The 13,833-nt window shown below is 58.1% G+C and carries 13 protein-coding genes; 9 read left to right on the top strand and 4 right to left on the bottom strand.

Translation table 11 applies throughout. The features are described from left to right. Positions 1-4: 4 nt before the first annotated feature. A complete protein-coding gene (locus ACJ8IN_RS04980; RefSeq protein WP_033654079.1) occupies positions 5-1,549 on the bottom strand; it encodes a BCCT family transporter in 1,545 nt (514 codons plus the stop codon). Positions 1,550-1,707: 158 nt separating this feature from the next. Between ACJ8IN_RS04980 and betI the strand changes: the two genes are divergently transcribed. After that, on the top strand, positions 1,708-2,304 hold the full coding sequence (betI, locus tag ACJ8IN_RS04975; RefSeq protein WP_033649464.1) for a transcriptional regulator BetI: 597 nt from the start codon (positions 1,708-1,710) through the stop codon (positions 2,302-2,304). Between the two features lie 9 nt (positions 2,305-2,313). Here betI and ACJ8IN_RS04970 read toward each other — a convergent pair whose 3' ends face one another. After that, the gene (locus ACJ8IN_RS04970) at positions 2,314-4,083 is read right to left on the bottom strand and encodes an ABCB family ABC transporter ATP-binding protein/permease (RefSeq protein WP_308326157.1); all 1,770 of its coding nucleotides are present in this window, start codon (positions 4,081-4,083) and stop codon (positions 2,314-2,316) included. A gap of 181 nt (positions 4,084-4,264) precedes the next feature. On the opposite strand from ACJ8IN_RS04970, the gene ACJ8IN_RS04965 reads away from it, so the two are divergent. Beyond that, a complete protein-coding gene (locus ACJ8IN_RS04965; RefSeq protein WP_033635812.1) occupies positions 4,265-5,122 on the top strand; it encodes an AraC family transcriptional regulator in 858 nt (285 codons plus the stop codon). Positions 5,123-5,156: 34 nt separating this feature from the next. Here ACJ8IN_RS04965 and actS read toward each other — a convergent pair whose 3' ends face one another. Then, complete coding sequence (gene actS / locus ACJ8IN_RS04960; protein ID WP_033635813.1) at positions 5,157-5,909, bottom strand: amidase activator ActS; 753 nt, start codon at positions 5,907-5,909, stop codon at positions 5,157-5,159. 159 nt (positions 5,910-6,068) lie between these two features. Next, positions 6,069-6,746, bottom strand: coding sequence for a hydrolase (locus ACJ8IN_RS04955; RefSeq protein WP_308326008.1), 678 nt, complete (start codon positions 6,744-6,746; stop codon positions 6,069-6,071). A 272-nt stretch (positions 6,747-7,018) separates the two neighbouring features. Here ACJ8IN_RS04955 and ACJ8IN_RS04950 point away from each other — a divergent pair, with 272 nt between their 5' ends. The 7 genes from ACJ8IN_RS04950 (at position 7,019) to ACJ8IN_RS04920 (ending at position 13,809) form a co-directional block, all read left to right on the top strand. Further along, positions 7,019-7,882, top strand: coding sequence for a LysR substrate-binding domain-containing protein (locus tag ACJ8IN_RS04950; RefSeq protein ID WP_060424035.1), 864 nt, complete (start codon positions 7,019-7,021; stop codon positions 7,880-7,882). Positions 7,883-8,001: 119 nt separating this feature from the next. Continuing rightward, positions 8,002-8,571: an HdeD family acid-resistance protein gene (locus ACJ8IN_RS04945; protein WP_033654076.1), complete on the top strand. Its 570-nt coding sequence runs from the start codon at positions 8,002-8,004 to the stop codon at positions 8,569-8,571. Between the two features lie 135 nt (positions 8,572-8,706). Continuing rightward, on the top strand, positions 8,707-9,045 hold the full coding sequence (locus ACJ8IN_RS04940; RefSeq protein ID WP_033654075.1) for a hypothetical protein: 339 nt from the start codon (positions 8,707-8,709) through the stop codon (positions 9,043-9,045). Between the two features lie 259 nt (positions 9,046-9,304). Further along, a complete protein-coding gene (locus tag ACJ8IN_RS04935; RefSeq protein WP_223182037.1) occupies positions 9,305-9,919 on the top strand; it encodes a 2OG-Fe dioxygenase family protein in 615 nt (204 codons plus the stop codon). After that, positions 9,916-11,148: a cysteine desulfurase-like protein gene (locus ACJ8IN_RS04930; RefSeq protein ID WP_308326009.1), complete on the top strand. Its 1,233-nt coding sequence runs from the start codon at positions 9,916-9,918 to the stop codon at positions 11,146-11,148. The genes ACJ8IN_RS04935 and ACJ8IN_RS04930 overlap by 4 nt, the downstream gene beginning before the upstream one ends. A 193-nt stretch (positions 11,149-11,341) precedes the next feature. Further along, on the top strand, positions 11,342-11,656 hold the full coding sequence (locus tag ACJ8IN_RS04925; RefSeq protein WP_033638573.1) for a hypothetical protein: 315 nt from the start codon (positions 11,342-11,344) through the stop codon (positions 11,654-11,656). 155 nt (positions 11,657-11,811) lie between these two features. Continuing rightward, the gene (locus tag ACJ8IN_RS04920; protein WP_033635821.1) at positions 11,812-13,809 is read left to right on the top strand and encodes a BCCT family transporter; all 1,998 of its coding nucleotides are present in this window, start codon (positions 11,812-11,814) and stop codon (positions 13,807-13,809) included. The last annotated feature ends 24 nt before the right edge of the window (positions 13,810-13,833 follow it).

Genomic DNA, 13,833 nt, shown 5'->3' with positions numbered 1-13,833 from the left:
CGCCTCAGGGCAGCGCCGGCTTCATGGCGTACCGGCGCAGATCCTTGCGCAAGCTGATCATGTACAGCACGATCACCGCCGAGAACGGCAGGCCGCACAGCACCACCGCGGTCTGCATCGCGCTGAAACTGCCGGCGTACAGCAAGCCGGCGCATACCAACGTGGTGACCGCTGCCCAGAACACGCGCAGCCAGGCCGGCGCGTCATCATGGGCGGAGCCGCCCTGGCAGGAGAGGTTGGCTATCATCAGCGTGCCGGAATCGACCGGCGTCAGGAACAGCACGAAGCTGATCACCACCACAAAGCCGGCGGTCAGTTGGGTATAGGGCAAGTATTCGAACAGCTTGAACACCGCCATCGGCGGATCGCTTTGCGCCACCTGCCCCAGGATCGCCTGCCCGCCTTCCAGCACCAGACTGATGGCGGTATTGCCGAAGATCGACAGCCACGCCAGCGTGAAGCCCAGCGGGATCAGCAGCACGCCGAAAATCAGTTCGCGAATAGTGCGCCCTTTGGAGATGCGCGCGATGAACAGCCCGACGAACGGCGCCCACGCCACCCACCAGGCCCAGTAGAACAGCGTCCAGGCGCCCTGCCACTGGCGCGCCTTGCCGTACAGATACATATCGAAGCTGCGGCTGACCAGCGAGGTAAGATAATCGCCGAGGTTCTGCAACATGCCGTTCAGCAGGTTCAGCGTCGGCCCGGCCAAAAACACGAACAGCAGCAGCAGGCACAGGAAGCCGACGTTGATGTTCGACAGCATGGCGATGCCCTTCTCGACGCCGGTGACCGCCGCCAGCGTGGCCACCACCATCATCACCACGATCAGCGCCAGCAGCACGCCGGTGCTTTGCGGGATGTCGAACAGATAAAACAGCCCGGAGTTCACCAGCAACGCGCCGATCCCCAGGTTGGTCACCATCGAAATCACCGTCACCAGAATGCCGAAGCTGTCCACCAGATGACCGACACAACCGTGGGTGCGCTCGCCGAAGATCGGGTATAGCGCAGAACGCAGCGCCAGCGGCAGGCCGCGGCAATAGGCGAAATAGGCCAGCGCGGTGGCGATCAGCGCATACAGCGCCCAGCCGTGCAGCCCCCAGTGCAAAAAGGTCAGCGCCATCGCCTGTCGCGCCGCCTGCACGGTGCCGCCGCTGCCTTCCGGTGGCGACAGAAAGTGATCCAGCGGCTCATAGGCGCCGTAGTACACCAGCGCAATGCCGATGCCCGACGAGAACAGCATCGCCACCCACGAGGGATAGCTGAACTGCGGCGGCTCGTCATCCTGGCTGAGGCGAATATGGCCAAAGCGCGACAGCGCCAGCCAGAACACGAATGCCATGCAGGCGACCATCAATAACATGTAGTACCAGCCGAATACGTCGGCGACCCAGCTTTGCGCGGCGTTTAGCCACAGTTTGCTGGCGGAGGGGAACAGAACGACCAGCGTTCCCAGCAGCAGGATCACCGCCGCCGAGCCGAAAAATACCGGAACATTCAATCTGACAGGTTCTTCGTCAAGCGATGGGGGAGTTTTTGTTGTCATTGGCAGGCTTCCATGATGCGAAAGACAGACGATTTCAATGCAACTTTTAGTTAACATATTATCGCCATTTATTTGACATTTTCGCAGCATATAGAGTATTGATTGACCGTTCAATCAATCAAATCCAAAGTGTGATTGGCCTATCAGTTGAGGAAAATATGTACCGAAGAGACATTCCGGAACAGCGTAAGGAGCAGTTGATTAACGCCGCCTTCGAGACCATTAACGTCGTCGGGCTGGCCGGCGTCACCCTGTCTCAGGTGGCGAAAGAAGCCGGGCTGTCGACCGGCATCGTCAGCCACTATTTTGGCGATAAAGAGGGGCTGCTGAGCGCCACCATGCGCAAAATCCTGCGCGACCTGCGCGATGCGGTGGCCGAGTGCCGCGCGCAGGCGGCAAGCGACAGCCAGTCACAGCTGTTCGCCATTATCCAGGGCAACTTCCACCCCAGCCAAACCAATGCCGTGTCCATGCGCGCCTGGCTCGACTTCTGGGCCGCCAGCATGCATCAGCCGGTGCTGCGCCGCCTGCAGCGCGCCAACGATCGGCGGCTCTATTCCAATATTTGCAGCCAGTTCCGCCGCGAGCTGCCGCTGCCGCAGGCGCGCGACGCGGCGCGCGGGCTGGCGGCGATGATCGATGGGCTCTGGCTGCGCGGCAGCCTGGCCGGCGACGAGACGGACCTGAAGCAGGACTGCCGTATCGCCTGCGACTACGTGATACAACGGCTCAAGGCCGCGCCATCGGCGGCGTGACCGCCTCCGTCAGTGTGGCTCCTGCTCTTCGCTGTACTGGGTTTGCCACATCGCGGCGTAGCGGCCGTTCGCCGCCAGCAGCGCCTCGTGCCCCCCGCGCTCGACGATCTCCCCCGCCTCCAGCACGATGATTTCATCGGCGTCCACCACGGTGGAGAGCCGGTGGGCGATCACCAGCGTGGTGTGGTTGCGGCTTACCTCGCGCAGGTGCCCCTGGATTTCGCGCTCGGTCTGGGTATCCAGCGCGCTGGTCGCCTCGTCGAACACCAGGATGGCCGGATTTTTCAGAATGGTGCGCGCGATCGCCACCCGCTGCTTTTCACCGCCCGACAGCTTCAGCCCGCGCTCGCCCACCCGGGTGTCGTAACCGTCGGGCAAACCGACGATAAAATCATGGATATGCGCCAGCCGCGCCGCCCGCTCGATTTCTTCATCGCTGGAGTCGGTTTTGCCGTAGCCGATGTTGTAGCGCAGCGTATCGTTGAACAGCACCGTATCCTGCGGCACGATGCCGATCGCCTGCCGCAGGCTGGCCTGGGTCAGTTGGCGAATGTCCTGGCCGTCGAGGGTAATGGCGCCGCCCTGCACGTCGTAGAAACGGAACAGCAGGCGCGACAGCGTGGACTTGCCCGCGCCGGAGGCGCCAACCACCGCCACCGTGTGGCCCGCCGGAATGGTAAAACTCACCTGCTTGAGGATCGGCCGCCGCGTGTCGTAACCGAAGCTGACCGCGTCGAACCGCACTTCGCCGCGATCGAGACGCAGCGGCTGCGCATCCGGGCTATCGACGATCTCACGCTTTTCTTGCAGCAGATCGAACATGTTCTCCATGTCGATCAGCGCCTGGCGCACCTCGGAATAAATAAAGCCGAAGAAGTTCAGCGGCTGATACAGCTGCAGCAGATAGGCGTTGACCAGCACGAAGTCGCCGACCGTCATCCTCCCCTGGGTAATGCCCTGCGCCGCCATGGCCATCATCACGATCAGCCCGATCGAAATAATGGCGGTTTGCCCCAGGTTGATCGCCGTAAAACTGAATTGGTTCTTGATGGCGGCGTATTCGTACAGCCGGCGCGACAGGTCGAAACGCTCGGCCTCGAACTCTTCATTGCCGAAGTACTTCACGGTCTCATAGTTCAGCAGGCTGTCGATGGATTTACTGTTGGCGTCGGCGTTGGCCTTGTTGAGCTCGCGGCGAAAGCGGGTGCGCCAGCTGACCGCCAGCACGGTAAACAGGATGTAGCAGCCGACCGTCGTCAGGATCGCCAGCGCGAACCAGCCGTTCAGCATGTGCCACATGATCGCCGTGACCAGCGAGAGCTCGAACAGGATAGGCACGATGGAGAACAGCAGCCGCGACAGCACCGTGGACACCGCTTGGGTGCCGCGCTCGATGGACAACGACAGCCCGCCGGTCTGGCGCTCCAGATGGAAGCGCAGGCTCAGCGCATGCAGCTGGCGAAACACCCGCACGCCCAGCAGGCGCGTGGCGTTCTGGCTGACGTGAATGAACATCACGTTGCGCAGTTCCTCAAACAGCGCGCCGCCCACCCGCGCCACGCCGTAGGCGACGATCAGCCCCAGCGGCACCGCCAGCATTTTCGCCGTCTCACCGCTCAGCGCATCGACCATCGCTTTGTAGGCCAGCGGCACCAGCGTGGTGCTGACCTTGGCCGCCACCATGAACACGAAGGCCACCACCAGATACGCGCGCAGCCGCGGGTTGTCTTTCGGCCACAGGTAGGGCAGCAGGAATTTCAGCAAACGGGAACGATCCATCATGTAATATTCATCTTCTCGGTCGGGATCGCGGCGCACGGCCGCGCGGGGGTTATGAGTTTGGCCTGGCCGGCGGCGAACGCCGCAGCCATCCCGTTTTCCTGCGGCGGCAACTCAGCATCATCCGTCAGGAGAAGCGGCGGCGGCTCGGGCAAAGTTCAGGCATGGAGGAGACAATCACATGACCCAGACGTATGCAAAGCGCTTTGCGCAGGTCTTTGACTATATCGACCGCCACCTGGACGAGGCGCTCACCGTCGAAAAACTGAGCGAAGTGGCCCACTTTTCGCGCTTTCACTTTCAACGCCAGTTTAGCGCGTATTGCGGCATCTCGGTGTGGCGTTATATCCAGTGGATGAGGCTCAAACGCGCCTCGTACCGCCTGGCGTATAACCCGCTGGAGCCGGTGATTGACATCGCGCTGGACGCCGGTTTTCAAAACCCGGAGTCCTTCAGCCGCGCCTTCAAACAGGCGTTCAGCCAAACGCCAAGCCAGTTTCGCAAACGGCCGGCCTGGATCGATTGGCAGCAGCGCTTTCCCGAGCCGAAACACACAAGGAAACAACCCATGAAGGTAGACATTGTCGACTTCCCGGCCACGCCGGTGGCGATGATCGAACATCGCGGCCCGTCCGCGCTGGTCAACGAAACCGCCGCACGCTTTATCGAGTGGCGCAAAACCAGCGGCCTGTCGCCGGTCAGAAGCAGCCGCACTTACGGCATCGCACCGCACGATCCGGCCACCACCGAAGCGCAGGACTTCCGCTTCTTCATTTGCGGCGAGGTCACTGCGCCGATCCCCGAAGACAACGCCTTCGGCGTGGTGAACAGCACGCTGCCGGCCGGACGCTGCGCGGTGCTGCGCCATCACGGCTCGCTGGATGGGCTGTCTGAAAGCGCTCGTTATCTCTACAGCGAGTGGTTGCCGAACAGCGGCGAGGAACCGCGCGATTTTCCGCTCTATTTCCACTACCACAACTTTGTGCACGAGGTGGCGGAATATGAACTGGTGACCGATCTTTACCTGCCGCTGAAGTAACAAAAGTCAGGCTCCTCACGGAGCCTGACTGACGTCAACAGGACGGCGACGATCCCTGCGGCGGCAGATAACGCTGCGGATCGAGCGCAGTGGCGCGGTAGCGGATCTGGAAGTGCAGGAATACCGAATCGGTGCCGGTGCTGCCCATGGTGCCGATCTTCTGCCCCGCTTTCACATCCTGACCGTTGCGCACCAGCGTGGTGTCGTTGTGCGCATAGGCGGTAATGAAGTCCTCACCGTGCTTAATCATGATCAGATTGCCGTAGCCGCGCAGCTGATTGCCGACGTACACCACTTTGCCCTTGGCGGAAGCGTAGATCGGCTGGCCGCGCTTGCCGGCGATATCGATGCCCTTATTGCCGCCGTCGGAATTGGAGTATGCCTGCACGATCCGACCGCTGGTCGGCCAGCGCCAGCAGCGGGAAGCGCCCGGCGGCGGCGTTTGTTTGACGATTGCGGCGGAAGACGACTTTTTACGGCGCGTAGCGGCGGTTTTGGCCGGCGCGCTGCCGCTCAGCCGCAGTTTCTGCCCCACCTCGAGGCTATAAGGCGGACGAATTTTGTTGATTCTGGCCAGCTCGCTGACTTCACTGTCGGTGATCCAGGCGATGTAATACAGCGTATCGCCCCGTTTGACGGTATAGGTTTTGCCGGAATAACTGCCCTTCGGCAGTTTGTCATAGTCGCGGTTATAGGTGTTTTTGCCCGAACACCCGGCCAACAGCAGCCCCAATGCCAAACACACCGCCACGCGGCGCCACCCTGCCAGTTTGCTTCCTGTGCTCAAATCCTGTCCCCAGTCGTCGTTTCGGTTCTGATACGCGTCAGCCGCACAGTGTAACATTTGCGCCGGGTCAGTCAAAAAAGGGGGATAAAGGGGGGAGATAAACAGCACGAAAATGGCGCCCTCAGGCGCCAAGCGAAAAACGAGCAGGCAAAGGACGTTTCAACGCTGCGAGTCCAGGATCTCGTTTTTCTTAATCACATCCTGCGCTTTGTTGTAGCTTTCAATCAGCAAGCGATAGTTCGGGAAGATTAAGGTGTAAACGTCTGCCCATTCAGCCGCATCCGCGCGATTCCAGGTTTGCTGAATTTCCGACGCGACGGCGGCGGTATCCATCGGCACCGCCCCGGCTTGCACCACGCGAGCCAAGGTGATTTCCTGAGCCATCTTGGAATAGGTGCCGGAGGCATCAACCACGGCAAACACCTGATAACCGGCGTCAATTGCGCTGATCGCCGGGAAAGCCATACAAACGCTGGTGATCGTACCTGCGATGATCAACTGTTTTTTGCCCGTGGCTTTCACCGCCGCAACGAAATCCGGGTTATCCCAGGCGTTTATCTGTCCGGTGCGAGCGACATACTGCGCATGGGGCGCACTTTCGTGGATTTCCGGAATCAATGGCCCATTTGGCCCCTGCGGCACGGAAGCGGTAGTAATGACAGGCATTTTCACCAGAGTGGCGATTTTGGCGAGCGCTGTCGCATAGCGGCGCAGATCAGGCATCGGCATATCACCGATCGTTTGAAACAAACCGCTTTGATGGTCGATAAGCAGCATTGCCGCATCGGCAGGGTTAATCACCGGGCGTTGATTATTAAAGTTGGCTGGAGAGCTCATATATCCTCACTTATTCATCCTGAAACCTTGTGGCGATTTTTTAAGCGCCGGTCGGCGGCTAACTCGTCGTAACGACCAGAGATATTTCAACGCGCCCGGCGCCATATCATCAAATTCTGATGGTTTGAAGCATTTCAAATATTTACCATGCAATGAAATCTTCACTTTTCAAACTAGCAATGAATCGACAGGATAAACAGTAAGAAAATTGGGAATGAGTATTTCACCAATGGGAAGATCAGATTTGTATGATAGATTTCAATGAAATGTTTATGTTTGCCAAAGTGGTTGAATGTGGTGGTTTTCTTGCCGCCAGCAAGAAATTCGGCATATCAAAATCCATGCTGTCCAGAAAGATATCCAATCTTGAAAAGAGGCTTAACGTCAGGTTAATTCAACGTTCAACCCGAAAAATAATGATTACCGATATCGGAAAGGAATATTATCGCTACTGTATAAAAATGCTCACCGCCGCTGAAGAGGCGGATAATTTCATTATTAATAAAATCGAAAAACCCACGGGAAAAATAAGGATAACATGTTCAAACATGCTTATTGATCTTGGCTTGCCAGCTATTTTAACCAAGTTCATGTTGCAGTACCCCGAGGTCAGTCTGCATGTAAAGATATTCAACAGAGATGTTGATATCATTGCCGAAGGGTATGATATCTCATTAAAAATTGTCACCGACGTGCCCAAAAACAGCAATCTGGTTATGCGGACCATTTGCACCATACCTTCTGCATTTATGGTGAGCGCATCAGCATTCGACAAATATGCTTTAAGCAAACCTGCGGATTTATCGAAAGTGCCCACGCTTGGCTGGCTGTCTTCACACATCCAGGCTACCTGGACATTTCGTCAAGCCAAGCGCGAGATCAAAATCAACAGCGATCCATGCCTGGTGTGCGACGATATTCGCCTGATAAAAGATGCCTTGGTGGGCGGCGTCGGCGTTGGTTTTTTGCCGCTGGCGCTGGCGGAGCAAGAGTTGATGGCAGGAAGCCTGAAAACCGTTTTCGACGATTGGTCTGTGGAGGCGCATAAAATTGTCGCCATTTACCCCACCCGACAAGGCCTGCCTCCCGCTGTCAGAGTATTAATTGATTTCATTGTTGATGAATTCAATGGATAGCAGGCGATTTTTCGACCCATTACTGCCGCGGCATTTTCTCTTATATCCCCAATGGCGACTATGCTAGTAATCGACAGTCATAGATTTCAGGATCGTAATACGCAAAATGGAGAACTATCATGTTGAACCTCGACCGCAATAATCTGCCCCTCCTGAGCGAAGAACTGCTCAAAAAGCAACGCACTACCCTGCTGATCATCGCCTTCCTGCTGCTGGCGGGCGGCATACTGTGCCTGGTCAATCCTTTCGCCTCCGGCGCGGCGCTGAGCATCGTAGTCGGCATCCTGCTGCTGTTGAGCGGCGCCGGGCTGATTATCGCCATGATCGCCAACCGGGCGCAGAATACCTGGCCGATGATCGGCGGCATTTTGCTGGGTGTGGCCTACCTGATTATCGGCTATGTGTTCATCGCCAGCCCGCTGGCGGGCATTCTGGCGCTGGCGGTGTACCTCGCCGTGCTGTTCGCGCTCGGCGGTATCGCGCGCCTGGCGGCGGGCTACATGCGCCGCGGGCTGCCGGGCAACTGGCTGCAGTTCGTTATCGGCGTGCTCGATTTGATCATCGCCTGGATGCTGATCGGCTCAGGCCCGGCGGCGTCGGTCACGCTGGTGACGGCGATCGTCGGCATCGAGATGCTGGTCAGCTCCTTTGCGCTGTTCCAGGCGGCGAATCTGTTTAAACGCGCCTGACGTTACCGGCCCGCCGCCGCGGGCCTCATCGCTTTGGTTGTTTGCAGATAAAACAAGGCGATACCCCCTCTGCTTGTCCGTGGTTATCTTCATCGGTAAGTGCCAATATAGGCGCAGACAAGGGAGCTGAAACCGATGACAACCCATTCCAACCCGTTGAACTCGCGGGAAGTCTGCCTGCAATTACGCCACTTCAATCAGGTAATCGGGCAACAATGCCGCAATATGGCGCGCCAAAAAACCACCTGTCCATGCTGCCTGACGGACATCGCCACCGGCTGCGACGCCGGTATCAAACTGTGTGGTCAACAGTTGGCCAGACCCAACCCGCAAACCCCGTTATTCCGGCAGATTCGCAACTTGCTGCTCGACCTGCGCGCAGAAGCGATAGGGGTTCACAGAATAGACGTCCTGAACCGCACCAATAACGAAATATCCTGGCTGCTGCGCGAGCTGTATTTCGAGACGTTCTAAACATAAGGGCCGCGCGCTCATCGCTTCATACCTGTCGGTGCGGGCAAGCTGCCGCGCCGTTTCATCGTAGAGCCCGCCGACTTTTCGCTACTTTATCTCTCCGCGTTCACCCCACTTTACGACCGCCGTCACACCTCGCCACCGCCAAATTGCGTTGGTTATAGAGTCGTCTACAATTCAATCGAATTACCCCCTACAACATCAGAAATTATTATTATTAGAGGTGATTATGTTACAGAAACACGAAAACGTAATAAGTATGACTGTACTAAGCCCGCAAGCCACCCAACAACTGATGCCTTCGTTTTCCTCCTTGCCCCACACGCAACACGCCGACGGCAAATATCGCCTGCGCCGTTATTCGGTCGTTAAATACCTCAACCCCAACGTCGCCGAAGTGGGGCCACGCACCTTCATGCAGTCCGATCAGATCAACCACTTCCAGGGCAACGTGGTGCGCCGCTTCGAGCCTATCGACAGCGCCGTACTGCAGAGCGCCGGCATGGCGGAGATGTGCAACCTGTTTGCAGAAAGCAACGAGCTGCCGGAAGGCGCCGAGATTGAGATCCATCAGATGCGCGTGGTCGCCATCGAGAAAGACACCCAGGTGGCGCCGGAAGGCATTCACCAGGACGGTTTCGACCATATCGCGATGATCGCCATTCACCGGCACAACATCGTTGGCGGTGAAATCATGCTGTACGACGACAGCCACCACGATCCCTTCTTTAAAAAAGCGCTGGCGGACGGTGAGGCCGTGCTGCTGGCGGACAGCAAACTGTGGCACAACGCCACGCCGATCAACGCCGTGAACCCAACTGAGGAAGGCCATTTGGATCTCTTCGTCCTCACCGCGCGGGGAGAGAAAGCATGACCTTTACGCCCGAGCTCGCCCGACGCCAGTTCAGCGCCCTGTCTCAGCAAATCGACGGCAAACCGGCGATCTTTTTCGACGGCCCCGGTGGAGCGCAGGTTTCACGGGGCGTGCTGGAAAAAATGACGGACTACCTGGGGAAATACAACGCCAACCTGGGCGGCCACTACTTCTCCAGCCGGGTCACCGGCGAGGTGATGGGCCAGGCGCGAGAATCGGTGCGCGCCTTGTTAAATGCGCCGTCGCCCGACAACATTGTCTTCGGCATGAACATGACCACGCTGACTTTCCATCTCAGCCGCATCATCAGCCGCGACTGGCAGGCCGGCGATGAGGTCATCGTCACCGCGCTCGATCACTACGCCAACGTCTCCAGCTGGCAGCAGGCTGCCGCCGACAAAGGAGCCGTGGTGCATCAGATACCGCTGGAGAGCGCAGACTGTTCTCTCGACGCCGCAAAGGTGTGTGAACGCATCAACGCCAACACTCGCCTGGTGGCGGTCAGCTACGCCTCCAACGTCACCGGCAGCATCGTCGATATCAAAACCATCATCGAAGCCGCGCATCGGGTCGGCGCGCAGGTGTATATCGACGCCGTGCACTATGCGCCGCACAACCTGATCGACGTGCAGGCGCTGGGCTGTGATTTCCTGGTATGCTCCGCCTACAAGTTCTTTGGCCCGCACGTCGGCATGGCCTACCTTGCGCCGCAGTGGCTGCAACGCCTGCGGCCATATAAAGTCGAGCCGGCCACCGACGTCGGCCCCGGCCGTTTCGAGACCGGCACGCAAAGCTTCGAGGCGCTGGCCGGCGTCGCGGCGGCGATCGACTATCTGGCGCAGTGGGGCACGCCCGGCGCGCCGTTAAGGCTGCGCTTGCAGGAGAGTTTCGCCGCCTACCACCAGCATGAAGAGGCGCTGTGCCGCCACTTTTTGCAACGGCTGCAGCAACTCGACGGCGTGCGGCTCTACGGCCATTCACAGGCGGACAGCGCGCGCCGCACGCCAACCTTCGCCCTGACCTTCAGCGGCCAGACGCCTGACGCAATCGCCCGTCATCTCGGGCAGCACAACATCTGCGCCGGCAGCGGGCATTTCTATGCGCTGGGCCTGATCCAGCAGTTGGGGTTACAGGACGGCGGCGTGCTGCGCATCGGCATGATGCACTACAACACCCAGGGCGAAATAGACACGCTGTTTAAGGTGATCGCCGAAGATATCCTCAGTTAACTCGCCACATCGGCCCGCTCAGCTTATTGAGCGGGCCGCACAGTGCCACATCTTTCGCAGGCCATATCGGTCAAACAACAGACGCCTTCACCAACGCTGCCCATCGCGCAACGCCGGGGGTAGAATCCAGGGGGTTTTATTTTAGAAATGGATTTTTACTTTGCGAAAATATGCAGTTATCGCCGCCGCGTTGATGATGTCTTCCTGCGCCACGCCGGAGAAATGGGAAGCGCAAACGGCAACCCCGACGCCCCTGGAAGCAGCCAGAGCCAGCTGCCGGCAAGCAGCTGAACAGCGCTATCCCGTCAGCCTGTCTTTGCACGCCAGCTCACCGGCCTTCTCCTCCATGACTATCAACGGCACGGAGATCCCCAACGCCGGTGGCGGCGCCTTTCCCTCGGACAGCAATGCAATGCGCAGAACAGAACACGTTAATGCCTGCATGAAATTGGAAGGATGGGAAAATAAAAATAAGGTGACGGGGTTATTGGCATTTTTATTTAACTAACGGCAACACGGAATAACTCGGAATTACCGCACTCAGGCAGCGGTAATTCCGCCCTATTGACCGACACCGACAGCCTGACTATTTTGCTACGATATAACAGGTTACACCTCTCCTCCATTCAGGGCGATAATCAAACAAATGGAATAAATTAATTTATGAGTGAGAAAGACACCCCCCTAAAAAATCCGCAAAGCCATATCAACAAAGCGGTATTCTTCACCTCTGCAGTCCTCATTTTTCTTCTGGTCGCGTTCGCCGCCTTTTTCCCCGACGTCGCTGACAAGAACTTCAAACTTCTGCAGCAACAAATCTTCACCAACGCCAGCTGGTTTTATATTTTGGCCGTGGCGCTGATTTTGCTCAGCGTGACGTTTCTGGGGCTTTCCCGCTACGGCGACATCAAACTCGGCCCCGATCATGCGCAACCCGATTTTCGCTACCACTCATGGTTTGCCATGCTGTTTTCAGCGGGGATGGGCATCGGCCTGATGTTCTTCGGCGTGGCAGAACCGGTTATGCACTATCTTTCGCCGCCGGTCGGCACGCCCGAGAGCGTCGAGGCGGCCAAACAGGCCATGCGCCTGACCTTTTTCCACTGGGGGCTGCACGCCTGGGCGATCTACGCCATCGTGGCGTTGATTCTGGCCTTCTTCAGCTATCGGCATGGCCTGCCGTTGACCCTGCGCTCTGCGCTTTATCCGATCATCGGCGACCGCATTTATGGCCCTATCGGCCACGCCGTCGATATCTTCGCGGTCATCGGCACCGTATTCGGGGTCGCGACCTCGCTGGGTTATGGCGTGTTGCAGGTCAACGCCGGGCTTAACCACCTGTTTGGCGTGCCGATCAACGAAACCGTTCAGGTGATATTGATCGTGGTGATTACCGGGCTGGCCACCATTTCCGTGGTTTCAGGGCTGGAGAAAGGCATACGCTTTCTGTCGGAGCTGAACCTTGGCCTGGCGCTGTTGCTCCTGGCCTTGGTCTTGCTGTTGGGGCCAACCGTTCTGCTGTTGAAATCCTTTGTGGAAAATACCGGCGGCTATCTGTCCGAGTTGGTCAGCAAGACGTTCAACCTGTATGCCTATGAGCCGAAATCCAGCAACTGGTTAGGCGGATGGACGCTGCTCTATTGGGGGTGGTGGCTCTCCTGGTCGCCTTTCGTCGGTATGTTCATCGCACGAGTTTCCCGCGGCCGAACCATCCGCGAATTTGTCACGGGCGTGCTGTTCGTCCCGGCCGGCTTCACCCTCATGTGGATGACGGTGTTCGGCAACAGCGCCATTTACCTCATCATGGAAAAGGGCGCGACAGACCTCGCCGCTACGGTACAACAAGACGTGGCGCTGGCGTTGTTTAACTTCCTGGAGCATTTCCCGTTCTCCAGCGTGCTTTCGTTTATCGCCATGGCGATGGTTATCGTCTTTTTCGTCACCTCCGCCGATTCCGGCGCCATGGTCGTGGATACGCTGGCTTCGGGCGGCTCCAGCAACACGCCGGTTTGGCAACGCATTTTCTGGGCGTCGCTGATGGGCATCGTCGCCATCGCCTTGCTGATCGCCGGGGGGCTCAGCGCGCTGCAAACCGTCACCATCGCCAGCGCATTGCCGTTCTCGGCCATCTTGCTGGTCTCCATTTACGGCTTGCTTAAGGCCCTGCGCCGCGACCTGACCAAGCGCGACAGCCAAAATATGGCCACCATCGCCCCCACCGCCGCCCGCAACCCCATTCCCTGGCAGCGCAGGCTGCGCAATATCGCCTATCTGCCAAAACGCTCGCTGGTTAAGCGCTTTATGGACGAGGTCATCCAACCGGCCATGACGCTGGTGCAGGAAGAGCTGAGTAAACAAAACACGCTCAGCAGCATCAACGCCACCGCGGAAGACCGCATTCGTTTCGAGGTCGATTTGGGCGATGAGCTTAACTTTATCTATGAAGTCAGACTGCGCGGCTACAGTTCGCCGACGTTCGCCCTCGCCGGGCTGGATAACGATGAACAGCAAGCCGAGCAGCACAAGTATTATCGCGCGGAGATCTACCTGAAAGAAGGCGGCCAGAACTACGATGTCATGGGCTGGAATCAGGAGCAGTTGATCAACGATATTCTTGACCAGTACGAGAAACACCTGCATTTCTTGCATCTGGTGCGCTAAAGAGCGACATGCCGTCCCCAGGGG

The sequence above is a fragment of the Serratia sp. CY31944 genome (assembly GCF_052169175.1).
GTDB classification, from domain to species: Bacteria; Pseudomonadota; Gammaproteobacteria; order Enterobacterales; family Enterobacteriaceae; genus Serratia; species Serratia sarumanii.
Note: the sequence above shows the minus strand (reverse complement) of the source record. Positions and strands in the feature narration are given on the sequence as shown.